The organism is Kitasatospora sp. NBC_00374 (assembly GCF_041434935.1).
GTDB lineage: Bacteria > Actinomycetota > Actinomycetes > Streptomycetales > Streptomycetaceae > Kitasatospora.
The window spans coordinates 582,700-607,396 of record NZ_CP107964.1 but is presented as its reverse complement, the minus strand read 5'-3'; the positions used below and the strand labels follow the sequence as shown (position 1 = coordinate 607,396).

The 24,697-nt window shown below is 74.3% G+C and carries 24 protein-coding genes; 9 read left to right on the top strand and 15 right to left on the bottom strand.

All coding sequences use genetic code 11. The annotated features are described in order from the left end of the window. The first annotated feature begins 16 nt into the window (after positions 1-16). Complete coding sequence (locus OG871_RS02720; RefSeq protein WP_371493959.1) at positions 17-964, top strand: MerR family transcriptional regulator; 948 nt, start codon at positions 17-19, stop codon at positions 962-964. A gap of 52 nt (positions 965-1,016) precedes the next feature. On the opposite strand, the gene OG871_RS02715 is transcribed toward OG871_RS02720, so the two are convergent. Further along, positions 1,017-1,478, bottom strand: a complete 462-nt coding sequence (locus tag OG871_RS02715; RefSeq protein WP_371493958.1) for a hypothetical protein — start codon at positions 1,476-1,478, stop codon at positions 1,017-1,019. Positions 1,479-1,934: 456 nt separating this feature from the next. Here OG871_RS02715 and OG871_RS02710 point away from each other — a divergent pair, with 456 nt between their 5' ends. Next, positions 1,935-2,438: a cupin domain-containing protein gene (locus OG871_RS02710; protein ID WP_371493957.1), complete on the top strand. Its 504-nt coding sequence runs from the start codon at positions 1,935-1,937 to the stop codon at positions 2,436-2,438. A 27-nt stretch (positions 2,439-2,465) separates the two neighbouring features. On the opposite strand, the gene OG871_RS02705 is transcribed toward OG871_RS02710, so the two are convergent. The 4 genes from OG871_RS02705 to OG871_RS02690 all read right to left on the bottom strand — a co-directional run bounded on the left by OG871_RS02705 (position 2,466) and on the right by OG871_RS02690 (position 5,576). After that, a complete protein-coding gene (locus OG871_RS02705) occupies positions 2,466-2,990 on the bottom strand; it encodes a GNAT family N-acetyltransferase (RefSeq protein ID WP_371493956.1) in 525 nt (174 codons plus the stop codon). 103 nt (positions 2,991-3,093) lie between these two features. After that, positions 3,094-3,993, bottom strand: coding sequence for an aminoglycoside phosphotransferase family protein (locus OG871_RS02700; RefSeq protein ID WP_371493955.1), 900 nt, complete (start codon positions 3,991-3,993; stop codon positions 3,094-3,096). 115 nt (positions 3,994-4,108) lie between these two features. Further along, a complete protein-coding gene (locus OG871_RS02695) occupies positions 4,109-5,014 on the bottom strand; it encodes a hypothetical protein (protein WP_371493954.1) in 906 nt (301 codons plus the stop codon). Between the two features lie 97 nt (positions 5,015-5,111). Continuing rightward, positions 5,112-5,576 (bottom strand): hypothetical protein, encoded by a 465-nt coding sequence (locus tag OG871_RS02690; protein ID WP_371493953.1) that lies wholly within the window; start codon positions 5,574-5,576, stop codon positions 5,112-5,114. Between OG871_RS02690 and OG871_RS02685 the strand changes: the two genes are divergently transcribed. The 3 genes from OG871_RS02685 (at position 5,562) to OG871_RS02675 (ending at position 8,564) form a co-directional block, all read left to right on the top strand. Beyond that, positions 5,562-6,713, top strand: a complete 1,152-nt coding sequence (locus OG871_RS02685) for a hypothetical protein (RefSeq protein ID WP_371493952.1) — start codon at positions 5,562-5,564, stop codon at positions 6,711-6,713. The two genes, OG871_RS02690 and OG871_RS02685, sit on opposite strands and share 15 nt — an antisense overlap. Beyond that, positions 6,710-7,390, top strand: coding sequence for an ABC transporter ATP-binding protein (locus OG871_RS02680; RefSeq protein ID WP_371493951.1), 681 nt, complete (start codon positions 6,710-6,712; stop codon positions 7,388-7,390). Before OG871_RS02685 ends, OG871_RS02680 begins: the two co-directional genes overlap by 4 nt. 94 nt (positions 7,391-7,484) lie before the next feature. Then, positions 7,485-8,564: an ABC transporter permease gene (locus OG871_RS02675; RefSeq protein ID WP_371503201.1), complete on the top strand. Its 1,080-nt coding sequence runs from the start codon at positions 7,485-7,487 to the stop codon at positions 8,562-8,564. 42 nt (positions 8,565-8,606) lie between these two features. Here OG871_RS02675 and OG871_RS02670 read toward each other — a convergent pair whose 3' ends face one another. Beyond that, a complete protein-coding gene (locus OG871_RS02670; RefSeq protein WP_371493950.1) occupies positions 8,607-8,999 on the bottom strand; it encodes a DUF4234 domain-containing protein in 393 nt (130 codons plus the stop codon). Between the two features lie 85 nt (positions 9,000-9,084). Then, a complete protein-coding gene (locus OG871_RS02665) occupies positions 9,085-9,219 on the bottom strand; it encodes a hypothetical protein (protein ID WP_371493949.1) in 135 nt (44 codons plus the stop codon). A 659-nt stretch (positions 9,220-9,878) separates the two neighbouring features. Between OG871_RS02665 and OG871_RS02660 the strand changes: the two genes are divergently transcribed. Beyond that, positions 9,879-11,987: an NACHT domain-containing NTPase gene (locus OG871_RS02660; RefSeq protein WP_371493947.1), complete on the top strand. Its 2,109-nt coding sequence runs from the start codon at positions 9,879-9,881 to the stop codon at positions 11,985-11,987. Positions 11,988-12,054: 67 nt separating this feature from the next. On the opposite strand, the gene OG871_RS02655 is transcribed toward OG871_RS02660, so the two are convergent. Beyond that, complete coding sequence (locus OG871_RS02655) at positions 12,055-12,687, bottom strand: TetR/AcrR family transcriptional regulator (protein WP_371493945.1); 633 nt, start codon at positions 12,685-12,687, stop codon at positions 12,055-12,057. Between the two features lie 67 nt (positions 12,688-12,754). On the opposite strand from OG871_RS02655, the gene OG871_RS02650 reads away from it, so the two are divergent. Continuing rightward, complete coding sequence (locus OG871_RS02650; RefSeq protein WP_371493944.1) at positions 12,755-14,344, top strand: FAD-binding oxidoreductase; 1,590 nt, start codon at positions 12,755-12,757, stop codon at positions 14,342-14,344. Between the two features lie 275 nt (positions 14,345-14,619). Here OG871_RS02650 and OG871_RS02645 read toward each other — a convergent pair whose 3' ends face one another. The 3 genes from OG871_RS02645 to OG871_RS02635 all read right to left on the bottom strand — a co-directional run bounded on the left by OG871_RS02645 (position 14,620) and on the right by OG871_RS02635 (position 17,752). After that, positions 14,620-16,173 (bottom strand): amidohydrolase family protein, encoded by a 1,554-nt coding sequence (locus tag OG871_RS02645; RefSeq protein WP_371493943.1) that lies wholly within the window; start codon positions 16,171-16,173, stop codon positions 14,620-14,622. Continuing rightward, a complete protein-coding gene (locus OG871_RS02640) occupies positions 16,173-16,379 on the bottom strand; it encodes a hypothetical protein (RefSeq protein ID WP_371493942.1) in 207 nt (68 codons plus the stop codon). Before OG871_RS02640 ends, OG871_RS02645 begins: the two co-directional genes overlap by 1 nt. A gap of 398 nt (positions 16,380-16,777) precedes the next feature. Next, on the bottom strand, positions 16,778-17,752 hold the full coding sequence (locus OG871_RS02635; RefSeq protein ID WP_371493941.1) for a GlxA family transcriptional regulator: 975 nt from the start codon (positions 17,750-17,752) through the stop codon (positions 16,778-16,780). A 101-nt stretch (positions 17,753-17,853) separates the two neighbouring features. Here OG871_RS02635 and OG871_RS02630 point away from each other — a divergent pair, with 101 nt between their 5' ends. After that, the gene (locus OG871_RS02630; RefSeq protein WP_371493939.1) at positions 17,854-18,801 is read left to right on the top strand and encodes an NADP-dependent oxidoreductase; all 948 of its coding nucleotides are present in this window, start codon (positions 17,854-17,856) and stop codon (positions 18,799-18,801) included. Between the two features lie 49 nt (positions 18,802-18,850). Here OG871_RS02630 and OG871_RS02625 read toward each other — a convergent pair whose 3' ends face one another. The 3 genes from OG871_RS02625 to OG871_RS02615 form a co-directional block, all read right to left on the bottom strand. Continuing rightward, positions 18,851-20,407: a CHAD domain-containing protein gene (locus OG871_RS02625; protein WP_371493938.1), complete on the bottom strand. Its 1,557-nt coding sequence runs from the start codon at positions 20,405-20,407 to the stop codon at positions 18,851-18,853. Between the two features lie 113 nt (positions 20,408-20,520). Further along, positions 20,521-21,753 (bottom strand): phosphodiester glycosidase family protein, encoded by a 1,233-nt coding sequence (locus OG871_RS02620; RefSeq protein ID WP_371493937.1) that lies wholly within the window; start codon positions 21,751-21,753, stop codon positions 20,521-20,523. Positions 21,754-21,835: 82 nt separating this feature from the next. After that, positions 21,836-22,045 (bottom strand): hypothetical protein, encoded by a 210-nt coding sequence (locus OG871_RS02615; protein WP_371493936.1) that lies wholly within the window; start codon positions 22,043-22,045, stop codon positions 21,836-21,838. A gap of 125 nt (positions 22,046-22,170) precedes the next feature. Between OG871_RS02615 and OG871_RS02610 the strand changes: the two genes are divergently transcribed. Further along, complete coding sequence (locus tag OG871_RS02610; protein WP_371493935.1) at positions 22,171-23,199, top strand: YihY/virulence factor BrkB family protein; 1,029 nt, start codon at positions 22,171-22,173, stop codon at positions 23,197-23,199. A 257-nt stretch (positions 23,200-23,456) separates the two neighbouring features. Here OG871_RS02610 and OG871_RS02605 read toward each other — a convergent pair whose 3' ends face one another. Beyond that, the gene (locus OG871_RS02605) at positions 23,457-24,557 is read right to left on the bottom strand and encodes a Ku protein (protein ID WP_371493934.1); all 1,101 of its coding nucleotides are present in this window, start codon (positions 24,555-24,557) and stop codon (positions 23,457-23,459) included. Positions 24,558-24,697: the final 140 nt, after the last annotated feature.

Below are 24,697 nucleotides of genomic sequence, written 5' to 3'. Positions count from 1 at the left end.
CCTGAGGGAGGTTCAAGTGTTCACCTCGCACGACGGTCTGTGCAGCATCGGCGAACTCGCCGAGCACGCCGGCGTCACCGTCAAGACCGTCCGCTTCTACTCCGACCGCGGCCTGCTGCCGGAGGCCTCCCGCAGCGCCGGCGGCCACCGCCGCTACGGCCCCGACGCGCTCGAACGGCTGCGTCTGATCCGCTCCCTGCGCGCCCTGGACCTGTCGGTGTCCGAGGTGCACCGCATCCTCGACGACGAGGACGAGGCCGGCGGCAGTGCCCTGGAGGCCGCCGTCGCCGGGCAGTTGCGTGAACTCGGGACCCGGCTCAAGGCCCTGCGCTGGCGGGAGGCCGGGCTGCGGCTGGTCCAGGAATGCCCGGCCGGGGAACGGGCCGACCGGCTCCGCCTGCTCGGCGCCGTGGCCGCCCCGCCGAGCACCGCCCCGCTGGCCCGGTTCTGGCGCGGCTGGCTGCCGCCGCGGATGCCCGCCCGGTCGACCGCCGCCTTCCTGGACGCGGCAGTCCCGCAGCCGCCCGACGACCCGACCCCGGGCCAGGTGCTCGCCTTCGCCCGGCTGAACGCCTTCGTGACCCGTCCGTGCACGGGCGGCGAGCAGCGCCGACCCGCCGTGCACAGGACCGCGGGCGCCCGCGGGTCGGCCGTGCTGTACGCGGGTCTGGCCGAGGCGTACGAGCTGGCGGGCGCGCAGCTGCGCCGGGGCCGGGTACCGTACGCCGGCGAGGCGCTGGACGGCTTCGTGGCCGCGTACGCCGGCGCCTACGGCACCCGGGACACCGCGGACTTCCGCCGCCTGCTGGCCGGCCAGCTCGCGGTCGACCCGCGGATCGACCGGTACTGGGAGCTGGTGGCCGAGGTGCTGACCGCACCGGGCGGCCCGGTGGAGCCGACTCCCGGATCCGCCCACGACTGGCTGCTCGGAGCACTCGTCGCGCAGAGCGGGGCGGCTGCCTGAGCCCGCCGCCCCGCTCCCGCCGCCCTGGTTCGGGCGGCCCGTCGGCAGGTCGTCAGCCGGTGCGAACCTGGTGGTGACCGCTCCTGGGGCGCAGGGCCAGCCTGGACCAGAACGTTCGGCGGCCCTCGGCCGGCGCGGCGACCGGTTCCGGCGCGGGCCGGACGCCGACCTCGGGGTGCAGCACCCGCAGGGCCTCCCGGAACGCGTCGCCGGAGTCGTCGATGACCCCGGTACCGGGGGCGGACGTGTCGGACCCCTCGAACTCGCGGGGGCCGGCCTGGGGCGCCGGGGGCGCCGTCGGCCCCTTCTTCGCCGCGACGCCCGCGCTCGCCGGTGCCACAGCCGGTGCCACAACGGAGGCCTGGGCGAAGGCCGGACTGCCGGACGCGAGGGCGCCGCCCACCCCGAGGGCCGCGGCCAGCCCCACGGCCGCCCCGCCGCGGCGCACGCTCTGCGCGTACGCCCGGGTCCTGCGCTGTCGGCCCACCGGGCCGCCGAGTTCGACATCGGTCATGACAGATCACCTCTCCATGGGGGACACCATCACCACCGCCGGTGCGTCCACTGAGTGGGCCGGCGGCTGCGGTCGGGCGCGCAAGCACCGCTCGATGCGGGGGCGTTCGCCGACGAGCCCGACGCTAGTAGGAGGGCCCCCGGCGCGTCTGCCGTAGGACGGGCGGGGGCGACCGAAAGGTTGACGCTCCGACAGACCGTGTACGGCCCGCACCGACCGAAGGGTTGCGGGCGCTGCGGAACGGACCGTCCGCCCAGGTCGTCCGGGGTGATCCGGACGGGGACGCCGCTGCGGCAGGTGCCGGGCGATCACCGGGCGAACCCCGTCTGCCGCAGGCCGGCAACAGGCGCCCCATGGTCCGGGACGCCGAGTACCGACACGGCCCTCGGCCGCGCCGCCGCGCGCGGTCCGCGTCGTCGCACGGGAGAATCGGGCCACCGGGACAAGGAGGGTGCGATGCCGACAGCGCATCAGTGGATCGAGGCGTTGGGGCTGGAGCCGCATGTCGAGGGCGGGTACTTCCGGCGGACGTTCCAGGCCGACCACCGTGCCCGGGTGCGGACGCCGGGTGGTGAGCGCTACACCCTCACGTCGATCCACTACCTGTTGACCCGCTGGTCGCCGATCGGGCACTGGCACCTCAACCAGTCCGACATCCTGCACTTCCACCACCACGGCGACCCGATCACCTATCACCTGCTCCTTCCGGACGGGACCTCGGAGACCGCCGTGCTCGGCCAGGACCCGACCCGGGGCCAGCTCCTGACGCTCGCCGTCCCCGGCGGCGTCTGGAAGGCCTCCCACCTCACGGCCGGTGACCACGGGCTGATCAGCGAGGCGGTCGCACCCGGGTTCGACTTCGCCGACATGACCCTCGGCCGGATCGAGGACCTCCTGGCGCGCTTCCCGGAGCACGAGGAGCTGATCCGCCGGTACTGCCGCCCGGCCGAACCGGGCTGAGCCCTCGCCCGCCGTCCGCCGCCACCCTCAGAGGATGGCCCGATCGGCCTCGTCCTCGGCCTCGACGCGGTAGGTGCGAAGACCCCGCCTGTGGTAGTTGGCAAGGGCGTTGGGGTGGTCGTCCGAGGAGGTGTGCAGCCAGACGCGCCGGACGGCGGCGGCCTCCAGGGGCTCGGTCGCCCAGGCCTGGCGCAGGGCGAGCGTCAGCGCGTACCCGCCGAGCCCCTGGCCGACCCGCTCCGGCAGCAGACCGAAGGTGGTGATCTCGACCTGGCCGCCCGGCTGCGGTTCCAGGAAGGCGACGCCGGCCACGTCGGCCCGGTGGTTGAGGAGCCAGTACTGGCGCCGCGGGTGGGCCTCGATGGCCGCGGCCCACTCGCCCGCCGTGCGGGTGGTGCTGCGCCAGCCGTGCGGTGCGCCGATCCGGGCCGGGGTGGTGCGGACCAGCGGTGAGGAGCTGTCGACGCGCAGCAGCCCGAGGTCGGGCAGCGCCGGTGCGGGGCGGAGTTCCGCCGGGGCGGTCATCTCCAGGTAGGTGACGGTCTTCGGCATCCTGCCGGGCCTCCCGTGGGACGGTGCCGCCGGAGCGGACAGCTGGTCGGGTCCGGCGTCACGAAGCTCGTTGCGCCGCTCCTGGTGGGCCCGCCTCACCGCGTCACCCCGCGTGCGCGTGGTCGGTGAGGATCTGGTCGATCACGTGCCGGGCGATGCCGGCCATCGTGGGGTTGGTCTCCCGGTAGTACCAGAGCTCGTTGAGGGCGATCGAGAGGGCCCAGCCGCGTCCCCGTGCCCAGTGTGAGTCGTCGTCCGTCGTGGCGGCGCGGAAGACCTTCCGGGCGTCGGCGGGCAGTACGTACCACGCGGCGATCAGGTCGACGGCGGGGTCGCCGAGGCCCAGGCAGCCGAAGTCGATGACGGCGCCGAGCCGGCCGCCGACGGTCAGCAGATTGCCGGGTTGGAGGTCCCCGTGGATCCAGGTGGGCGGGCCGGACCAGGCGGGGGCCCGCAGGGCGGAGTCCCACGCGGCCGTCGCGGCCTCGGTGTCGACGAGCCCGTGCACCTTCCCGATCGCGGCCCGGGTGCCGGCGTCCCGGGTGGCCAGCGGCTCGCCGCGGTAGGACGGGGGGCCGTCGGCGGGATCGGTCCGGCGCAGCGCGTCGATGAACGCCGCCAGGTCCACGGCGAGCAGGTCGGGCCGCTCGACGCGGCCGGTGGTCGGGTTCTCCCCGTCGAGCCAGCGGTAGACGGACCAGGACCAGGGGTAGCCCTCCCCGGGCGCTCCCCGGCCGAGCGGTACGGGGACGGCGACCGGGAGCGGCGGGGCGAGACGGGGCAGCCAGTGGTGTTCCTTCGCCACGTCGCCGGCGGCCCCCGGGGTGCGGGGGAGGCGTACGACGAGGTCCTCGCCGAGCCGGAACATCGCGTTGGAGGTACCGGCGGCCTCGACCCGGTCGAGGGGCAGCGCCGCCCACTGCGGGAACTGTGCGCGCAGCAGCCCGCGCACCATCGACGCGGAGACGATCACCTCGTCGGCATGCATGCTGCGATCCCCCATGAGCACCCTCCCCCGACGGAACGACCGGCCGTCGTCGATGCAAACGGCAAGAGGCCCCGCCCGTCAACGCATTTCCCGGCGGCGGCCGCCGGCCCGCGCGCCGACCCGCCCCCGGTCAGCTGCCGGAGGCGACCTGCGCGGCACGTCTGAGGGCGGCCTCGTTGCTGTCCTTGACCTTCTTCAGGGCCTCCGCCCTGGCGTCGATGTCGTGCCGCTGCATCGCGGACTCGACGGTGAACCAGACACCGACCACGTTGTGGCGTGCGGCGCACTCCTGGTCGGCGAGCGCGGTCTCGGTCTCCTCCCTGCTGGGGGAGTCGGTGGCCCACCTGCGGTCGTTCAGGGCGTCCAGGGGTGTCCCGTAGGTGTACCCCTTGTCCTTCATGCACCCCGACCACTTGGCGAAGACGTCCTTGACCCGGGCGTCCTGGAGCGAGCGTTCGTAGTCACCGCTGTTGATCCGGTCGGCGAGTTCGGCCTCCTGCAGGCCGCGGTCGGGGTGGACCTTGGCGACGGCCTCGCCGATGCAGCCGCCGGCGGGTACGGCCTGCCCCCGGACGGCCGGGCCCGGGGTGGCTGCGGGCCTGTCGGGCGTACCACCGCCGGTCAGGACCTGCTGGCCCTCCGCGGAGAGGCCGGTGGCCGGTTCCTTGGCGCGGCTGAAGCCGGCCGGGGCGTGGTAGCCCAGTGACGCGGCCTCGGACGGATCGGTGACGCCGTAGCGCCGCGCGGTCTGGGTGACCGGGCTCTGCAGATCGGGCTGCGGCGGGCGGTAGTCGAAGCCGAACCGCGCCATGCAGCGGGTCTCCAGGGTGCCGACAGCGCTCTGGAGCTGCGCGGTCTGCCGGCCGTTGAGCAGGTACGCCTCGATGGGCAGGGTGCGGTCCTTGACGGTGGTCAGGGTGGGGACCGCGCCGATCTCGACAGGTCCCGGCGGAGCCGACTCGCGCCCGGTGGCGGAGCACGCGGTGGCCAGGGCGGCGACGACCACGACGGCGACGGCGAGGGGGGCGGTGCGCACGCTCGGCACTCCTGTCATTTCTGTGCGGGGGGGGATCGGTACCGCGCCGCCCCACCGGGAATTCCCGATGGGGCGACGGGATGTGGACCGGGATCGGTCAGCCCCAGGACTGCGAGGCGTTGTTGTTCTTCAGGGTGGCGTTCAGGTTGGCGGCATCCCAGGCGCCAATGGTCTGAACCGGTCCGGCCTGGTTGGAGTTGTACCAGATGTGCACCGCGAAGTTGGTGTCGAAGTTCGAGACCGAAGCGGCGTTGTTCTTGGTGTAGACGCCGGCGCCGTTGGAGCCGCCCTGCCAGGACTTGAAGGTGTACGTGGTCCCGTAGTTGTTGCGACCCGGGTCGCCGACCCGGGCGCCCTCGAAGTTCGAGTTGAAGTACAGGCAGGCGTCGCCGCTGGTGCAGTTGCCGGAGTTGTCGGTGGCGAACGCGACGCCGGAGCCGAGGGTGGTGGCGGCAGCGGCAGCGGCGGCGGCTGCGACGAGTGCGACCTTGCGAAGCTCCAGGTGACCCCGTCGGCCGACGGCGGACCGGGCGCCGCCGTCCAGGTGGTGACGGCCGTTCACGCGAAGCCGGGCGAACCGGTCCGGCCGGGCGCCGTCCTGCTGGAGGTGTCGGGCCGGCCACTGATCGCACTGCCCGGCGCGGTGCCGATCTACCGGGACCTGAAGCCCGGCGCGCACGGCGAGGACATCGGCCAGTTCCAGCGGGCGCTGCAGTCCCTCGGCTACGACACCGGCGGCGACACCGCCGGCGAGTTCGGGTCGGGTACGAAGACCGCGCTCACCCGGCTCTACGCCAAGCTGGGCTTCGACCACCCGGTCACCGGTACCGACGACGAGGCCAGGCTGAAAGCGGCCGAGCAGGCCGTCGACACCGCACAGCGTCAGGTCGACCTGCTGAAGTCGCAGATCGCCGCCGCGTCGTCGGCGACCTCAGGTGCCGCCACCGCACCGGACGGACGTCCGGCGGCCGGCCCGAAGGAGGCCGTGGGCGGCGAGAGCCTGGACACCCAGCTCAGGTACGCCCGCAAGACGCTGGTGTCCGCCCAGAGCGATCGTGCCAGGCTGGTGGAGACCACCGGACCGATGCTCCCGGTCTCCGAGGCGGTCTTCCTGCCCGCCTTCCCGGCCCAGGTCACCGCGTTCTCCGCGAAGGTCGGCGACCCGGTGAAAGCGCCGCTGATCACCCTGTCCACCGGAGAGCTGGGGGTCACCTCCCGGATGACCCCCGACCGGGCGGCGCTGCTCAAGCCCGGCATGCCGGTGGAGATCGAGGTCACCGGATCCGACCGGCACACCACCGGGAAGGTCGCCTCGGTGGGGGAGCCGACCGCGGCGGACCCGGCGGCCGAGGGGACGCCGGGCGGCGCCGGCGGCGCGGGCGGCGGCGGTGCGCTGATGGCCCAGGTGCTGATCACGCCCGACACCGTGCTCGGCCCCGACTGGGCCGGCCGCGACGTGCAGCTCACCGTGACCGCCGCGTCCAGCGGCGCGGACGTCCTGGTGGTGCCGCTGTCCGCGGTGTCCACCGGCGCCGACGGCAAGGCCTCCGTGGTGAAGGTGGCCCAGGACCCGGGCGGCCCGCCGACGGCCCGGGTCGACGTGGTGGCCGGCCTGGCCGGCGGGGGGTTCGTCCAGGTGACGCCGGTGCGTACGGGCGAACTGGCGCCGGGCGACCGGGTGATGGTGAGCGAGAAATGACCGAGGTGATCCGCATGTCCGGGGTCGGGATGACCTACCCCGGGCCTCCCCCGGTGCACGCGCTGCGCGCGCTCGACCTGACCGTGCGGGCCGGCGAGTACGTCACCGTGGTCGGCCCGTCCGGTTCGGGGAAGTCGACCTTCCTGAACATCGCCGGACTGATCGACCGCCCCACCCACGGCTCCTACCGGCTGAACGGCATCGACACCGCCGGGCTCAGGGAGGCCGAGCGCACCGCGCTGCGCGGCCGCGCACTCGGCTTCGTCTTCCAGTCCTTCCACCTGCTGACCTACCGCACCGCCGTGGAGAACGTGACGCTGGCCCAGCTCTACAACGGCACCGACCGGCGCCGGCGCGCCGACCGCGCCCGGCAGGCGCTGGCACAGGTGGGCCTCGGGCACCGGCTGGACGCACTGCCCTCCCGGCTGTCGGGCGGCGAACGCCAACGGGTGGCGATCGCCCGCGCCCTGGTCAACCGCCCGTCCCTGCTGCTGTGCGACGAGCCGACCGGCAACCTGGACTCCGCGACCGCCGAGGCGGTCCTCACCCTGCTCGACGGCCTCAACGCCGCCGGCCTGACCCTTCTGGTGATCACGCACGACCCGCAGGTCGCGGCGCGCGGGCAGCGGACCGTGACCATCCGCGACGGAGTGCTCGCCGAGGGGGTGGCCGCATGAGCAGGCCCGCCGTCGAACCGTCCCGGCTGCCGCTGCGCGACCTGCTGTCCGAGGCGCTCTCCGGTCTCCTGCAGCGCCCGGGGCGTTCGTCGCGATCCTCGGCCTCACCGCCACGGCCGGCGGCCAGATCGACAGCCGGTTCACCGTCCTGGCCGCCACCGAGGTCACCGTCCAGGACCTCGGCCCGGGCGGCCCGGACGCGCCGCTCTCCTTCCCCCCGGACGCCTCCGCGCGGATCCGGGCGCTGAACGGCGCCGTCCGGGCCGGAGTGTGGTGGCCGCTGCCGGTCCGGGCGCGCACCGTCTCGGCCGCAGCCGCCGCGCCGGACGGCGACGGCCAGGGCCTCGGCCTGTACGCGGCCGACCCGCAGGCGCTGGAGGCGATGCACCCCACGCTGGACACCGGCGTCCTGTTCGGGGAGTTCCACCAGCAGCGCAGGGACCGGGTCGCCGTCCTCGGCCGGGGCGCCGCCGAACGCCTGGGCATCACCCGGCTGGACGCCCAGCCGGCGGTCTTCGTCGACGGCTCCCCGTACACCGTGATCGGCATCGTCGGCGACGTCCAGCGCTCGCCGGAACTGCTGCTCGGCGTGGTGCTGCCGTCCGGCACGGCCCTGGCAGCCTATGGCCCGCCGGTGGACCCGCGTGCCTCGATGGTGATCGAGACCCGGCTCGGCGCGGCCCGGACGATCGCCGGTCAGGCCCCGCTCGCACTGCGGCCGGACGCCCCCGGACTGCTCCGGGCCTCGGCGCCGGCGGACCCGACGGCGCTCAAGGGCGGCGTGGCGAGCGACCTCGGCACGCTGTTCCTGCTGCTGGCCTCGATAACCCTGGTCATCGGCGCCGTCGGCATCGCCAACACCACCCTGGTCGCCGTCCTCGAACGCACCGGCGAGATCGGCCTGCGCCGGGCCCTCGGCGCGCGCCCGCGCCACATCGCGCTCCAGTTCCTCACCGAGTCCACGGCGCTCGGCACCTTCGGCGGACTGGTCGGCACCTGCCTGGGGGTCGGGGTCGTCCTGGCCGTGGCCCTGGCCCAGAGCTGGACCGCCGTGCTGTCGGCATGGGCAGTGCTGCCGGCCCCGCTGATCGGCTCGGCGGTCGGCCTCCTCGCCGGGGTCTACCCGTCGCTGCGCGCCGCCTGGGTGGAGCCCGCCGAGGCGCTGCGCCGCTGACCGGCCCGGCCGGCTCGGCCCGGGGCGCCGTCTGAGAACGGCTCAGGCGACGGGCACCGTGGTCGCGGCGCTCCTGGTACCGGCCCAGAAGGAGTTCAGCTCGCTCTGGTAGTACAGCGAGTGCAGCCCGAAGACGAAGCTCAGCAGCAGGCCGATCCAGGGGTTGCAGGTGGCGACCAGCCCGCGGTTGCGCTGCATGGTGGCGATGCGGTCGCCGGTGTTGTAGATGGACACGAACGGCGGAATGATGATGATCCAGCCGAACAGGATGGCCACGACCGACACGGCGGGATTGACCTCGATCCGATCGTCGTAGTCGCCCACTTCCCGGTTGATCTTGTACCACCACACGAAGTGGTAGATCCCCAGCGTGAGTACGGGCCAGACGAGCCATACCAGGAAGATGTTCCGGTCTTTTCCGATCCGACCTGCCATCGCGCGCTCCCGGTGCTCGGAACCTCCGGTCCCCTCCAGTATGTGGGCCCTTCGTCGAGCAGGCACACCGGCGTACACCGGCACGTCACCCCCCATGAGGGCGGCCGCTCTGCTGCACCCGCAGGTACTTGCGCAGGGTGACGAGGGCCGCGCCCGCCGCCATGCCGGCACCGGCCGGAACGAGGACCGGGATCACCGACGGAACCGGGGAGATCCCCACGGAGCGGATGAACGTGATGCGGCGGCCGATGAGGTAGTGGCCGACGAGCGGGAGTCCGGAGGCCGGAGCCGCGCCGAGCAGGGCGGCGAAAACGGCAAGGGGCTGGCGCGTGTCGGGACTGCCCGAAAGGGAGACCCGACCGCCGCCTCCGGCCGGGGGCCGGGGCTCGCGGTGGTTGGGCCGGGCGCAGTGGCACTCCGACGTTCACCTCCCGCGAGGGGCCCGAGTTCCTGGCGGGGTAGTCGTCGGAGCAGCGATGCCCGAACAAGCCCGGAACGGAGGGCTGTTCGGACGGCCCTGCGCCCGGTGGTAATGATCGTAGGCGCGCCGGGCCGCCGGGTCTGCGGCGGGAGAGGGCCGCTAACAGTGCCCTAATGTTCCGCTCATCCCGGGCTCAGCGAACCGCCGGTCCGGCCGCGGGCGGCGGCGGGGGCGCTCCGGGGCGGGGCGCGTGCCCTGGTAGGGCGGGCCGTCGATGGCCGTGAGGTTCTCGGGCACTGCCGCCGGGAGTCGCAATCCGCCCCGAAGTGCCGGGAACTGTTGGAGGATTGGCGCGACGGTGTGCATACCGTCGTTCTGACGGTGCGGTCGGGGACGGGTGAGGGATGTCGGGAGCGGGTGCTGCGGGGCGCGGTGAGGACGGCGGACCGGCAGGTGAGGTGCCCGGAAATCAGACCGTGGTCAACGGGCCGCTGCACGGCGCCGTGATCCAGGCCGAGCGGATCGACTCGGTGACGGTGTTCGCGCCGTCGGCCGGAGTGGTCGAGGACTGGCTGGCGAGGACCACCGGGCTGCTGGCCGCGGAGGTCGGGTCCCGGCTACAGCGCGAGGAGGAGCAGCGGCGGATCCGGGACCCGTTCCCGCTGCCGCTGCGGTGGCGGCCGGCGCCGGACGGGCTGCGCGACCACTGGGCCACCATCTGCGCGAAGCGGGACGCCGGTCCACTGGATCTGGCGGGCGAGTTGAGCGAGGTCGTGACGGTCTACCGGAGGATTCCGTCCGGCCGGCTGGTGGTGCTGGGCCGGGCGGGATCGGGGAAGTCCGTCCTGACGCTCCGGATGGTCCTGGGGCTGCTCGCCGGGAGAGCGGCCGGGGACCCGGTGCCGGTGATCTTCAGCCTCGGATCGTGGAACCCCGAGCGGACCCCGCTGCGGGACTGGCTGGCCGGGCAACTGGTACGGGACTACCCGGGGTTGGCCGCGCCCGCCTCCGACGGCTCGACCGTGGCGGCCACACTGGTGGGGGCGGACCGCATCCTGCCGGTCCTGGACGGGTTCGACGAGATCGCCGACGGCCTGCAGCGGTCCGCGCTGCAGGCGCTGAACGAAGTCACGGCGCTGCCAATGGTGCTGACCAGCCGTCGGACGCAATTCGAGGCAGCGGTGGGGAGGAGCAAGGTCCTGTCGAGGGCCGCCGCGGTCGAACTGGTCGACCTCGCACCGGCCGATGTGGCCGAGTACCTGTCGCTCACCACCCGCAGGACCGCGGCTGACGGGCCGGGCGAGGCCCCGGTGACGGTGTGGCAGCCGGTCCTGGACGTGCTGCGTGAGCCGCCGCGGACCCCGGCCGGCGCGAATCTCACCGAGGTGCTGAGGACGCCGCTGATGGTCGCGCTGGCGCGGACGGTCTACAGCGACACACCCGACCACTCGCCGTCGGACCTGCTGGACACGTCCCGGTTCGCGACCGCCGGGGCCATCGAGGACCACCTGCTGGACACTTTCGTACCCACGGTCTACCGGCGCCGCCCGGTCAACGGATCCGCCGGGCGTGAGCGGCACTGGGACCCCGACCGGGCCGCGCACTGGCTCGGCCATCTCGCCGGACACCTGGAGCGGCTCGGCACGCCCGACCTCGCCTGGTGGCAGGTCGGCACCACGATGGGCCGGTTCTCGCGGATGCTCGTGGTCTGGCTGGTCTGTGGGCTCTCGTTCGTCCTCGTGGAGGCGATCGTGCTGGGGGGCCAGAGCTTCGGCGGCCGCGGGCCGCAGTTCATCGCCCTGTTGACCTGCGCGCGAGGGGTGGTGATCGGGCTGGCCTTCGGTGTCACGTACGGGCTGATGCTCCGCTACGTGGACGGCGCGTTCGAGCCCTCCCGGGTGCACATCCGGCTCCGGCGCGGGGCACCACGGCTGCGCAGGGGGTACCGCCGCCGGCTCGCGGTCGGACTGGGCGGCGGGTTCGTGGGCGTGCTGGGGCTCACCGGCGTGGACGGGCTCGTGTTCGGCCTGTGGGACGGCGTACCGGGCGTGGCGGTCGACGTCCTGCTGCGCGGGATTCTGGTCGGCCTCGCGGGCGGGGCCGGTCTGGTGGTCGTGGTCGGGGCGATGTCCGCACTGCTGGCCGGCGTGGAGTCCCCGGTCGACATCAGGTCCGCCGGCCGGCCCGCCGACCTGCTGAACACCAACCGGGCGACCGTCCTCTTCGAGGCCCTGGTGGGCGGAGCGGCGGTCGGGCTCGGCCTGGGCGTCGTCGACAGCCTCGTGCAGGGGCCCGTGCTCGGCATCGTGTTCGGGATCATGGGAGCTCTCGTGACCGCGACCGGCAGCGTGTTCAGCCTGAGCGCCTGGGGCCAGTGGGTGGTGTTCGCGCGGATCTGGCTCCCGCTGACCGGGCGGCTGCCGTGGGCGCTGACCGCCTTCCTGGACGACGCCTACCAGCGGGGCGTGCTGCGGCAGGCGGGGGCGGTCCACCAGTTCCGCCACGCACGGCTCCAGCACCACCTGGCCCGGAGGTACGCGGCGCCGCGCCGGGACGCCGGACGGTAGCGGGATCGGTGACGTGTCGGCACCGGACCGGCCGGCCTCCTACGGCCGGTCTCCGACCGCAGGCCTCCTACGGCCGGCCGAACACGGTGCCCGCGGCGGCGAACAGGCGGACGCAGCGTTCCGCCATGGCGTCCGGCGACTGGTCCGGGTGGCGGATCCACCAGTGCACCAGCGCGGTGACCAGCCCGCGCCAGGCGTACTTGAGCGCGTCCGCGTCGAGCGGGTCGGCCGGGCCGGCCGGGTCGGCGGCCCGCAGGACGTCGGCGGAGCCGCTCGCCGCGAGCCGGTCGATCGCGGCCCGGTGCCGACCGGCGGCGCGGGCGGCCTCGCTGTCGGTCGGCAGGGTCGTGTCGTAGAGCACGAACCAGCCCTCCCGTGCGCCGTCCAGCGTGGTGAAGACCGCGCGCAGCACGGACAGCGGGGCGTCCGGCGCGCCGGCGCCGTCGGCCATGGCCGCGCGCATCGCACTCAGCAGCCGCTCGCCGATCGGGGTGAGGCAGGCGAGGTAGAGGTCCTGCTTGGCGCCGAAGTACTGGTGCAGCAGCGTCTTGGTGACGCCGACCTGCTGCGCGATGGCGGCCATCGAGGCGCCCTCGTACCCGCGCCGGCCGAACTCGACGGTGGCGGCGGCCAGGATCTGCTGCTCGCGGTGGGCCCGCGGAACGCCCTTGGTGCCCGCTCTGCTCTGACTGGTGGTCACGACCACGATCTTACCCTAGGGTAATTTACCCATAGGTAAGTTCAGCTTCCCCGAGGAGCCGCACGCCATGACCGATCCCGCGACCGCCCTGCCCCGCGCCCGCTCGTGGTGGGGCTGGGGCTGGGCCGACGAACAGCTCGACGACGCCGAGTGCACCGCGCTGGGCGCCCGGCTCCCCGGTACGCTGCCGCGCCCGCTGCCCGTGCCCCGCGTCGCCGACCTCCGCGTCGAGGCCCCGGCCGTCCAGGTGCCGCGAACGCTGGCACACCTGGTCACCGCCGACCCGGAGCAGCGCGCCGCCCACGCCATGGGCAAGGCCTACCGGGACGTGATGCGGGCCCTGCGCGGACAGAGCGGCCGGCTCCCCGACCTGGTGGCCCGCCCCGCCCGGGAACAGGACGTCGCCGACCTCCTCGACTGGGCCGGACGGCACGGCGCCGCCGTGGTCCCGTACGGCGGCGGGTCCTCGGTGACCGGCGGCGTGGAGTACCGCGGCGACGAGCACCGCGGGGTGCTCTCCCTCGACCTGACCGGAATGGACAGGGTGCTGGAGGTCGACCGGGAGAGCCGCGCCGCCCGGATCCAGGCCGGTGTGTTCGGCCCGGCCCTCGAGGACCGGCTGCGCCCGCACGGTCTGACCCTGCGCCACTTCCCGCAGAGCTTCGAGTTCTCCACCCTCGGCGGCTGGCTCGCCACCCGGGCCGGTGGCCACTACGCCACCGGGCCGACCCACATCGACGACTTCACCGAGTCGCTGCGTGTGGTCGCCCCGGCCGGTACGGGCGAGTCGTGGCGGCTGCCCGCCTCCGGCGCCGGTCCCTCGCCCGACCGGCTGTTCCTCGGCTCCGAAGGCGCCCTGGGAGTGATCACCGAGGCCTGGATGCGGCTGCAGGACCGTCCCCGGTTCCGGACCTCCGCCGCACTGGCCTTCGCGGACTTCGGCCGTGCGCTGGGCGCGGTGCGGGCCGTCGCCCGGTCCGACCTCGCCCCGGCCAACTGCCGTCTGCTGGACGCGGGGGAGGCCGCCATGTCCGGGGTCTCCAAGGACGGTTCGGCGGTGCTCGTACTCGGTTTCGAGTCCGCCTTCGCCCCGGTGGACGACCGCCTCGCCCAGGCCGTCGGCCTGGCCCGCGACCACGGCGGGGAACCGGCTGCCGAGCGCGGGGAACCGGCGGGCGCGGCCGTGGACGCCTGGCGCGCGGCCTTCCTGCGCATGCCGTACCTGCGCGACGGCCTGGCCCGGATGGGCGGCGTGGCGGAGACCTTCGAGACGGCGGCCACCTGGGACCGGCTGCCCGCCCTGATCGAGGCCGTCCGGACCGAGGTGGGCTCCGCCGCGCACCGGGCCACCGGGCATCCCGCCGTCGTCAACTGCCGCCTCACCCACGTCTATCCGGACGGTGCCGCGCCCTACTTCACCGTCCTCGCCGCCGGCCGGCCGGGCTCGGAGGTCGCCGTCTGGGACGACCTCAAGGCGGTGGCGACCGAGGTGCTGCACCGCCACCGGGCCACCATCACCCACCACCACGCCGTCGGACGGGACCACCGCCCCGGCTACGACCGCCAGCGCCCCGAACCCTTCGCCCTCGCGCTGCGGGCGGCCAAGCGCGCCCTCGACCCCCAACGGGTGCTGAACCCGGGCGTGTTGATCGACTGACGCCCGGTCGGAGGTGGAACCGGCCTGTGCGGAGCAGGCGCGTGCGGAGAGGGCAGGATTCGAACCTGCGCGGGCCGCGTGGGCCCTGCTCGGCCGTTGCCGGCCAGGCACCCGATGAGCCGCTCCGGGCACCCCTCCCAGGCCGGGCAGTCCGTCTGCCCTCCCCGGCGTGTGCTCACCATGCCCGGGCGAGCTGATGCCGCCCTGACACCCGGCTGACCCGCCCGTCAGGTCAGCCCCCCGGCGTCGCCGCCGGAGCCGTGCCGCGTCGGGGCTCAGGTGTAGTAGCCCGCGAGATGCTGCAGCTGGGGCACGCCGCTGCGCGCCACGGCGGCGAAGTAGGCCGCGTCGTGGGTCAGCGCGTCCAGGGGCGGGACGGCCAGGCCCTGCGGGATCGCGTCGGCGTCGGCGAACGCGTCCGGTGTGCCTTCCGGCATGTCTCCCAGCAGGACGAGCGGCGCGTCGAGATCGTCGAGTGTGCCGGCCCAGGCCGTGAGCGCGGCCTGCGAGTCGCGCCAGGCGGCCACCGGGTCGTCGCGGACCTTCTCCAGCGCGCGTACGACACCGGGCCAGTCCAGCTGGGCGTCGGTCCGGCCCGGTCGGCGCACCGCCACGCTGCGCCGGCGGCCGGCCGTCGTGATCGGGTCGGTGTCCGTCGCCCCGGCGGCGGCCATCAGCGCGGGTGTCCCGTAGAACGGCCGGCCGCGCACCAGCACCAGGGCGATGTGACGCTCGGTCGCGTCGATCAGGTTGCGGTAAGCGTCCCGGGTCGGATCGTGGCGTTCGAGCACGAGCAGGTCCGCGGCGCTGCCGTTCTCCAGGCGTCCCACCTGCGGCCCCCAGGCGGTCGCCAGTGCGTCGCCCGGGTTCGCGGTGACCATGTCGCACAGGTCGCGGTCGCTGAAGCGCCCGCCGAGGTCGTGGTGGTTGACGGCGTCGGCGACCTTGAGCTCGCCCAGCACGTGCTTGGTCCCGGACGGCGACCAGTCGGAGCCCAGTGCGATCCGCAACCCCTTCCGGTCGGCCTCGGCGACGTCCGTCGTGTCGTGGTACAGCCAGTAGTTGGAGAACGGCGACCACACGACGGTCCCCTTCTCCGCGGCGTCGATCCCCGCCACCGCGTCCTGCCACTGCCGGAAGTCGTCGGCGGTCAGCGCGGTGCCGTGCACACCGATCAGGCCCGGCTTCAGGCACGGTTCGAGCTCCTCGAACTCGCGGTGCACGATCGATCCCGGCCTGCCCTCCGCGACGTGGTAGATCAGCACGCGGGTCCCGTCGAGCCGCGGCGCGCGGTCCTCCCGCAGCACGTCGGCATCGAGCTGGAGTGCCGCCGTCATCACCATGTCGGTGCCCGCCGGCAGCTTCTCGTTGTCGATGATCCGAAGGAGCCAGCCGTCGACGGGGCGCGTCGAGCGGGGAGGGCCCTGGATCGACGTGGTCCCGCCGATCAGCGCCTTCACCTCGGCGTACTTGATCAGCGCCTCGGGCGCGGCCCGGCCGAGCACCTTGGCGGGCCAGGTCACGGACGTGGAGTAGGCGGGCGGATCCGTCTCGCCGACCCAGCGGTCGTGGTGCAGGTACGGGACGCCGACCGCTTCCCACAGCGGGAGCGTGTTGTAGGCGATGTGGTTGTGGAGGTCGACCAGGCCCGGGAGGATCAACCCGCCGGTGTCGATCCGCGGCGCCGCCGAGAACCCGGTGGGCGGCTCCTGACCGGCGGCCAGCACCCCGGCCAGGCGGCCGTCGTCGCCGACGTACACGGCGCCGGGGTCGAGGATCCGGTGCTCGCCGTCGAAGGTGACGACCGTGCCACGCAGGACGACCGCCATCAGTCCGGCGCCTTCCAGACCAGCGTGACCCGCTCGGTCGGCCCCGGGTCCGAGGCCACGATCAGCACCCGGGCCGATCCGTCGAGCCGGCCTCGGTAGAAGATCGGCCCCCAGTCGAACCAGAACGCCGATTCGACGGGCGGATCGGGCACCTGTGCGAACAGCTTGGCGAACTGCTCCGTCGGTCCGGGATCGAACTCCGCCATCACCCACCGCCTCCTCGCCGGCCGTGGGCGGAACCGGCCGGCGGCGGGGACCGGCGTCCGCCGCGGCCGCGACCCCGAGCGCGGGACGACCTCCTCGGGGGCGCCTCGCGGCGGAGGGGATCCGGGTCTCCGACATCGGGGTCACGCATGGGGCCAACGCCTTTCTGCGCAATCAGGCTGGCGTGGCGTGGGAGGTGACCTTCCCTGCCTTCATGGTCCCGCCGGACGGGAACCGGTGCAACTGGGTGGTGACGCTCCGTGGTTGCGGCTCGGCCGGTCACCGCACCGTCGGTGACCGGCCGAGCCCTGTGTTGCCATCGGCGGAGCGACCGGCAGGAGAACTGACGGACCGTCGGCCGGCGAGCCGAAACCCTGACGACGCAGCCCTTGTACGGCCGTTATGAGGCGGTCGGCTCCTTGGCCTGGAAGGTGCGCCGGTAGGCCAGTGGCGGGACGCCGACGGCGGTGTGGAAGTGCTGGCGCAGGGAGGTGCCGGTGCCGAAGCCGCAGCGGTGGGCGATCGCGTCGACCGGCAGGTCGGTCGTCTCCAGCAGGGAGCGCGCGAGGGCGATGCGCTGCTGGGTGAGCCACTGGTTGGGGCTCAGCCCGACCTCCTCGCGGAAGCGTCGGGTGAAGGTGCGCACGCTGAGTGAGGCGTGGGCGGCCAGCTCCGCGAGCGGGAGCTGCCGGCCGAGGTGGTCGAGCGCCCAGGCGCGGGTGGGGCCGGTGGTGGCGATGGAGGACTGCGGCACCGGGCGTTCGATGTACTGGGCCTGGCCGCCGTCCCGCCACGGGGGCACCACGCAGTGGCGGGCGACCCGGTTGGCCTCCTCGCTGCCCAGGTCGTGGCGCAGGATGTGCAGGCACAGGTCGATCCCGGCCGCCGCGCCCGCCGAGGTGAGGATGTCACCGTCGTCCACGAAGAGGACCTTCGGGTCGAGCCGCACCCGGGGGAAGAGCGCGCCGAACGACTCGGTGAACGCCCAGTGGGTGGTGGCCGGGCGCCCGTCGAGAAGCCCGGCGGCGGCCAGTACGTAGGTGGCCGCGCAGATGCTGACCAGCCGCGTCCCCGGTCTGACCAGGGCCAGCGCGTCGGCGACGGGCCCGGGCAGGGTGCCGTCCTGGTACACCGGGTGCGGCGGCGAGAACGGCGGGACGACGACCGTGTCGGCCGTCGCCAGCACCTCGGCCGTGTGGTCGACGGTCACGCCGAACCCGCCGTTGGTGCGCACCGGGCCTCCGTCGACCGTGCAGGCCAGCACCTCGTACGCCGGCTCCCCGGCCGGAGTGCGGGCGATCCCGAAGACCCGGGCCGGAATGCCCAGCTCGAACGGATAGACCTGGTCGAGGGCGAGGACGGCTACTCGGTGCATGGCCCGATTCTTTCACATCATGGCCATCGGGCCACTGGTGCGGGGTCCGAGCCTGCCGGAGAGTAATCACCGGAACGAAGACCCACCCCGGAAGGACCCCCATGAGCGGCAAGACCATGCGTGCGATCACCCAGGACACCCTCGGCGGCCCCGAGGTGCTGCGGCCGACCGAGACCGATCGCCCCGAGCCGGGCGTCGGCGAGATCCTGGTCCGCACGCACGCGGCCGGCGTGAACCCGATCGACTGGAAGACCCGCGAGCACGGCGCCTTCCTCGGCAAGCCCCCGTTCGTGCTCGGCTGGGACGTCTCCGGCGTGGTGGAGGCCGTCGGCCTCGGCGTACGCCTCTTCCAGCCCGGCGACGAGGTCTACGGGATGCCGCTCTTCCCCGAGCAGGCGGGAGCCTACGCCGAGTACGTCGCCGCGCCCGCCCGGCACTTCGCCCACAAGCCCGCCGAACTCGGCCACGCCGAGGCCGCCGCGCTGCCGCTCGCCGGGCTCACCGCCCGGCAGGCACTGGTGGACGTCGGCCGGGTACAGGCCGGCCAGCGCGTCCTGATCCACGCCGCGGCCGGCGGTGTCGGACACCTCGCCGTCCAGATCGCCGCATCCTTCGGGGCCCACGTGATCGCCACCGCCCGGACGGCCAACCACGACGCTCTGCGCGCCCTCGGCGCGGACGAACTGCTCGACTACACCGCCGTCGACGTCAACACCGTCGTGCGCGACGTCGACTTCGTGCTCGACAGCCTCGGCGGCGCCAACACCGCCGCGACCCTCGCCACCCTCAAGGACGGCGGAACGCTCGTCTCCCTCCCCTCCCCGGAGGAGGACGCCGTCATCCCGCAGGCCGCCGAGCGGGGCGTCAGGGCCGGATTCATGCTCGTCCAGCCGGACCGCACCGGCCTGCTGGCGATCAGCGACCTCGTCCGGACCGGGCAGCTGCGCCCGCTGATGGGCCCCGCCTTCCCGCTGGAGCGGGCGGGCGACGCCCACCGCGTCGGGGAGAAGGCCGGAACCCTGGGGAAGATCGTCCTCACCGTCGCCTGACCGCGCGGTCTCCCGCCTGTCCGCAGCCGGCGCGCCCGAACGGCGTACGTCAGGTCGTCAGGCGCCGGTGCGCCTTGGCGGCCTTCTCGACATGCCGTCGGGCGTCCGCCCGTTGCCGGGCGTAGAGGATGCCGAGGCCGAAGGCGGCTTTGCCCCGCTGCGCGGGGGCCGCGGCGAGCTCGGCCAGCGCCTGCTCGCCCATCACACCGTCCTGGTGGGCACCCAGCGGCTTCTGGACCTTCTTCATCCGGCGGGTCGTACGGATGGCGGGGCGCTCGACGAGGACGCTGACGCTCTCCGCCGCGTACCGGGCGCGCTTGGCCGCCTTGCGGGCTCGGTGAAGTTCCCGGTCCCGCCGCGCTCCCGGAGCCAGGGCGAGTGCGTCGCCGAGCCGGTGGGTGGTGCGCCGCCGCTGCCTGCGCAGCATCCGGCGGGCCTCGGACCGGCCCCGCTCGGCGCGGCCGTTCAGCGGCGGGCTGGACACGAACCGCTCCAGGTCGTCCAGCAGGGCGAAGTAGCGCCGGCCGTCCATCGCGCGGACGGCGTCCCGGTGCGCGGCCCGGTAGCGCGCGTCGAACCAGTCCCGGATCGCCGCGCCGACCGCGGCCGGATGCCCGGCGGGCGGCAGCTGCGCCGCCTGCCGGCCGAGGCGCTCGGCGAGCACCTCGGCGTCCCGTGCCCTGCCGAGGACCTTCCCGAGCCGGCGGAGTTCACGGTCGAGGCGGTCGGTCGCGGTTCGGTCCAGGAGCCGGCGGTGCGCCGCCAGGGCGCTGCGCAGCCGCCGGACGGCGACGCGCATGCGGTGCACCGCGTCCGGTTCGTCCAGCCGGACGGCCGCATCGAGGGCGCGCAGGGCGGCGTACTGGGTGCGCAGATAGGCGGTGAGCGCTGCGCCGACCGATCCTGGCGTGGCGCCGGTACCTGCTGCCTCGGACGTGTCCCGGACATCCGGGGTGTCCGAGCCGTCGCCCGCCGCCAGCCGGCCCGCGAGGGCGCGGCCGAGCTTGGACCCGGAGGCCGACCGGTGCAGTCCCCGCCGGAGCAGCTGCGCCTCGACCTCCTCGATCAGCCCGGGGCCTCCGGCGGCCAGCTCGACCTCGGTCTCGACCCAGGTGACGGCCCGCGCGGGGGCGGGGCCGCCGTCGCGGCGCGCCCCGCCCCCGAGGAGCTCGGCGGAGACCGTGTCGCGGGCCAGCTCGGCCAGGGTGCGGTCCTTCTCGTCGACCAGATTCGTCAGGTCGCGCCTGGTCCGCAGGTGGGCCACCGGGGCGACCGGCTCGCCCCGGGCGTCGGCGCGCGTCCGCGCCACGAGCTCCGCCGGCGGGTGGCGGAGGTCGCCGGCGGCGAGGGGCAGCCGGGCCTCCGTCCTGCTGTCGTCGGGCCCCGGCGTCTTCAGGTGCCAGCCGGCGTCGTGGCCTCCCGTCCGCCTGCGCAGGGTGATGCCCCGGCGGAGCAGGTGCAGCTGGGGGGTGTCGTAGTAGACGGCGTCCAGCTTCAGCGTGCCACCGGCCCGCAGCCGGGCCACCCGTGGCAGCTCCGCCGCCGACAGCGGCCGGTCCGTGGCGCCGTCGTACTTGCGTTCGGTCTCCGTGTGCTCAGTCGCCATACGGGTCGTCTGCCCGGCCGCGGCGGATCGAACCGGTCGGCGTACGGGTCGCGTACCGGTGGTCCACCGGTGGTCGTGGCAGGCGCCTCAACCGGCAGGCGGGAGGCCGGAACTCAGGGGGAGAACACGGCGATGCCGTTGGGGACTTCGCGTTCGGTGTCCTTGTCCAGGTGGTTGCGGACGGTGACGAGGCCGGTGCCGGGGTCTCGGGTCGCGAGGGTCGCGGATGCCCCGCCGTCGAGGTAGGACGCCTCGTCGCAGTCCAGGGAGCGCAGCACGTCCGCGAGCTCACTCAGGGTGAGCCCGGTGGACGTGCCCTCGCGGCCGTCGGTGGACAGCAGCCGCAGAACACGTCCCCCGGCGGAGATGCCGACCGCGGAGCGGGGCAGGGCTGCGGCCGTGTCCAGGCCGGGCAGCGGCCGGCCGCCGCGCAGCAGCGGGTAGGCGCCGAGGGCGAAGGAGAACGGCACGGCGCTGTCGGAGGCCAGCCGGTAGTCCACCCGGACCGGGGTACCGACGCCGAGGCGGCGCAGGGCGTCGGCGCCGGCCTCCCGGCCGAGCAGCACGAGGGCGTCGGCGGGGATCGTCCCCCGTCCCGGGTCGGCCGCGGCGGACTCGACCCGGCCGTGGCGGACGGTGAGCTCGTGGCTGTCGCCGGTGCAGGGCGCGGCCCGGTTCCGGTCGGTGCCGCAGACGGCGCGGGCGCGCGAGGGCGGGCCCCACTGCGGGGTGAACAGGCCGATCGAGTCCACCGGCAGGGCGTACTGGTTGAGCCCGCCCAGGGGCAGGCTCTCCAGCGGCGTGTACAGCCGGCCGCGCAGGGTGAGGCGGGCCGTGCGCGCGACGCCGTCCACGCCGACGCCGAACACGTCCTGGCTGGTGTCGCCGGGTGGCGGGGTCCAGCCGAACCGCTGCCCCTGCGGCACCGCCGCTTTGAGCGCTCTGCCGGCCCGGACGGCCGGGCCCGACGCGGCACCGGTCACCTCGACGCCGGGGTGCTGCCGTTCGTCGATGTCGAAGAAGTCGCCGTTGATCCCCGCCACCGCGCCCTGCTCCTCGACCATCCGGGACACCGCCCGCCGTGCGGCCACCGCGCCGGGGTAGAGGAGGCCGGCCCGGACACCGGGCCGACGCAGATCCACCGTCAGCACATGCACACGCGTGCCGCCGTGCGAGCCCGGGACGGTGAACGCCCGGTAGTCCACGCCCGGTGCGATCCGCTCGGCGGTGCCCCACCCGCCGGCGCCGGCGCCGGTACCGGAGGCGACGGCGGACAACGGGGGCGAGACGGCGGTCAGACAGCCGAGCAGCAGAGCACCGATGCCACGGGAGGTCAGGATCGTCACCGGACCACTCTGCCGCCCGTGGCGCCGATCACGGTGGCGCACCGCCGGGCGACTCAGGCACGGCACCGCGCCAGGGCTGCGGTCAGTCCGGCGGGCCCTGACGCCGCGGGCGAGCGTGGCGCGCCGCGCGCAGGTCGGCAGGCGGCGGTTCGCGGTCCTTGCGGCGCTGCCCCAGGACGAAGGCGAGGAGGATGGCGAGGACGAGGACGGCGCCCACGGCGATGAGCCACAGGTGGGCGCCGGCTCCGTCCGCGGCGAGCGGGACGGGCTGGGTGAGACGGGTGACTGCCATGCCGGCCGTCTGTCCGCCCGGGCCGACGGCAAACCCGCGGGGGCGGGAGACCGCGACGCCGCGTCGGCGAACCCGCAGGCGCGCCGGAAGTGGTTCACCGCGGTCGGTGCGGACAGACGCACGGTATGGCACCCATCTTCAGTCACGGACACACGACCCAAGGCCGGGACGGCGCCGACGGCGGCCCCGGCCCGAGCCGGCAGGTCGAGGAGGCGGCCCCGGACGCGCTCGGCGAGCTGCCCCGGCGCTCCTGGCGGGCGGTACTGCGCCGCACCGGCAGGGAGTTCCTCGACGACGAGCTCCCCGACCGGGCGGCGGCCCTCACCTACTACGGCGTCCTGGCGGTCTTTCCCGCGCTGCTCGTGCTGGTCTCGGTGCTCGGTGTCGTCGGGCGGTCCGCCACCGGCGCCGTCCTGGACAACCTGCAGGACCTCGCCCCCGGCCCGGCCCGGGACATCCTGCGCAACGCCGTCGAACAGTTGCAGAACAGCGGTGGCAGCGGCACGGTCCTGATGGTCGTGGGACTGGCGGGCGCCCTGTGGTCGGCCTCCGGCTATGTGGCGGCCTTCATCCGCTCGGCCAACGCGGTCTACGACATTCGCGAGGGCCGCCCCGTGTGGAAGACCACGCCGCTGCGCCTGGGGCTGACGTTGCTGCTGATGGCGTTGCTGGCGGCGAGCGCCGTGATCGTGGTGTTCACCGGCCCGTTGGCGGACCGCGTCGGCCGGGCCCTGGGCGTCGGGAGCACCGGGCTGACGGTGTGGTCGATCGTCAAGTGGCCGGTCCTGGTGCTCCTCGTGGTGCTGATGATCGCCCTGCTGTACTGGGCCGCGCCCAACGTGCGCGACCGCGGATTCCGCTGGATCTCCCCCGGCAGCGTGCTCGCGGTCGTGCTCTGGACGGCGGCCTCCGCCGGGTTCGCCCTCTACGTCGCGAACTTCTCCTCCTACAACAGGACCTACGGCACCGTGGCCGGCGTCATCGTCTTCCTCGTCTGGCTGTGGATCTCCAACCTCGCCGTCCTCCTCGGTCTCGAGTTCGACGCCGAGCTCTCCCGTGAACGCGCGATCGAGGGCGGCCTGCCGAGAGGCGCGGAACCGTACGTCAGGCCCCGCGACACCCGGACGTGGTCCGACGACGACGAGCAGCGCTGACGAGGGCCCGGCTGGCACCGCGACCTCCGGGCCCGGCGCGATCCACCCGCTGAACGGCCTGTACGACGCGGAACTCGACCCGCCGGGAAACGGCAGGGAGTGGGAGCGCGGCCGGCCCATGACGGCCGGGAGACCGCGCCACCCCGATTGGACGCCCGATCGCGGGGCAGGCGCGACGTTCGTACGGAACGTCCGGGCGGGAGGAGCTCCGGCGGGAAACGCCCCGCCGTTCCGTCGATCCGCCGGGACGGCCGTGGTCAGGAGGCGGTGCGCAGCCGGCGGCCGGCCTTGCGGACGGCGTCCTGGAGCTCGTCGCGGGTCATGGTGGAGCGGTGGGCGATGTCGTACTCGGTGGCGCGTCGGTAGAGCTCGGCCTTGGTGAGGGCGGAGAGGTCCTCCTTCCCGGCGGCCGGCTTCTTCGCGGAGGCGGAGGCGGCGGAGGTGCTCTTCGTCCCACCCGTCGCCTTCGGGGTACGGCGAACGGACTTCGGGGCCGGCCCGCGCCCCGTCGCCCTGCGCCCGCCCTCGCCGCCCTTGCCGCCTTCACCGCCCCGGGCGTCCTCGGCGTCCGGGCCGCGGGCGGCCTCCAGGCTGCGTCTGAGCGCGTCCATCAGGTCGACGACGTTGGTGGCCTCGGCCGGCGGTCCCTGGGAGACGGCGATCTCGCGGCCGGCGGCCTTGTCCTCGATCAGCTTGCGGACCTGCTCCTCGAAGGTGTCGTGGTAGTCCTCGGGGTTCCAGTCGACCGCGAGCATGTCGATGAGCTGCTCGGCGGTGCCGAGCTCCTGGCCGCTGTACCTCGCGTCGCCGGTGGGGAGGTTGTCGATCTCGCGGCGAGGGTCTCGGACCTCGTCGGCGAAGTGCATGGTGTGCAGCTCCAGAAGGCCGTTCTCGGCGCGGACCGCGGTGAGGTACTCCTTGCCGCGCATCGCGAACATCGCCAGCCCGGCCCGGTTGCTCTTCTCCAACGCCTTGGTGAGCAGCCCGTAGATCTTGGTGTACTCCTTGCCCTTCGGGCCGAGGTAGTACGTCTTGTCGAAGAAGATCGGGTCGACCTCGGAGAGATCGACGAACCCGGACACGTCGATGGTGCGCGAGCGACCCGGCGAGATCTGCTCCAGCTCGTCCGGCTCGACGACGACGTACTCGCCCGACCCGACCTCGAAGCCCTTGACGATGTCCGAGAACTCCACCTCCTCGCCGGTGCGCTCGTTGACCCGCTTGTTGCGCACCCGGTCCGAGGTCCCGCGCTCCAGCTGGTGGAAACGCACCGTGTGGCTGTCCGTCGCCGTGTACAGCGACACCGGGACGGTCACCAGCCCGAACGACAGAACCCCGGTCCACACCGGCCTGGCCATCACGGCCTCCTTCCACGGCGATCCCGGATTCCGCGTCCGGGGGAGGACCACGGAACCGGGGGCCCGCCACCCAGCCTGCACCACATCGCGATCGCCCGGCGCCACCTGCTGCGCCGCTCGGGCCACGGGCGGGGCCGGCT

Excerpts from the sequence above, each read along its gene's own strand:
- OG871_RS02715 (WP_371493958.1), bottom strand. The coding sequence starts at position 1,478 with ATGACCGATGTCGAACTCGGCGGCCCGGTGGGCCGACAGCGCAGGACC.
- OG871_RS02710 (WP_371493957.1), top strand. The coding sequence starts at position 1,935 with ATGCCGACAGCGCATCAGTGGATCGAGGCGTTGGGGCTGGAGCCGCAT.
- OG871_RS02705 (WP_371493956.1), bottom strand. The coding sequence starts at position 2,990 with ATGCCGAAGACCGTCACCTACCTGGAGATGACCGCCCCGGCGGAACTC.
- OG871_RS02700 (WP_371493955.1), bottom strand. The coding sequence starts at position 3,993 with ATGGGGGATCGCAGCATGCATGCCGACGAGGTGATCGTCTCCGCGTCG.
- OG871_RS02680 (WP_371493951.1), top strand. The coding sequence starts at position 6,710 with ATGACCGAGGTGATCCGCATGTCCGGGGTCGGGATGACCTACCCCGGG.
- OG871_RS02670 (WP_371493950.1), bottom strand. The coding sequence starts at position 8,999 with ATGGCAGGTCGGATCGGAAAAGACCGGAACATCTTCCTGGTATGGCTC.
- OG871_RS02650 (WP_371493944.1), top strand. The coding sequence starts at position 12,755 with ATGACCGATCCCGCGACCGCCCTGCCCCGCGCCCGCTCGTGGTGGGGC.
- OG871_RS02645 (WP_371493943.1), bottom strand. The coding sequence starts at position 16,173 with ATGGCGGTCGTCCTGCGTGGCACGGTCGTCACCTTCGACGGCGAGCAC.
- OG871_RS02640 (WP_371493942.1), bottom strand. The coding sequence starts at position 16,379 with ATGGCGGAGTTCGATCCCGGACCGACGGAGCAGTTCGCCAAGCTGTTC.
- OG871_RS02635 (WP_371493941.1), bottom strand. The coding sequence starts at position 17,752 with ATGCACCGAGTAGCCGTCCTCGCCCTCGACCAGGTCTATCCGTTCGAG.
- OG871_RS02630 (WP_371493939.1), top strand. The coding sequence starts at position 17,854 with ATGAGCGGCAAGACCATGCGTGCGATCACCCAGGACACCCTCGGCGGC.
- OG871_RS02625 (WP_371493938.1), bottom strand. The coding sequence starts at position 20,407 with ATGGCGACTGAGCACACGGAGACCGAACGCAAGTACGACGGCGCCACG.
- OG871_RS02615 (WP_371493936.1), bottom strand. The coding sequence starts at position 22,045 with ATGGCAGTCACCCGTCTCACCCAGCCCGTCCCGCTCGCCGCGGACGGA.
- OG871_RS02610 (WP_371493935.1), top strand. The coding sequence starts at position 22,171 with ATGGCACCCATCTTCAGTCACGGACACACGACCCAAGGCCGGGACGGC.
- OG871_RS02605 (WP_371493934.1), bottom strand. The coding sequence starts at position 24,557 with ATGGCCAGGCCGGTGTGGACCGGGGTTCTGTCGTTCGGGCTGGTGACC.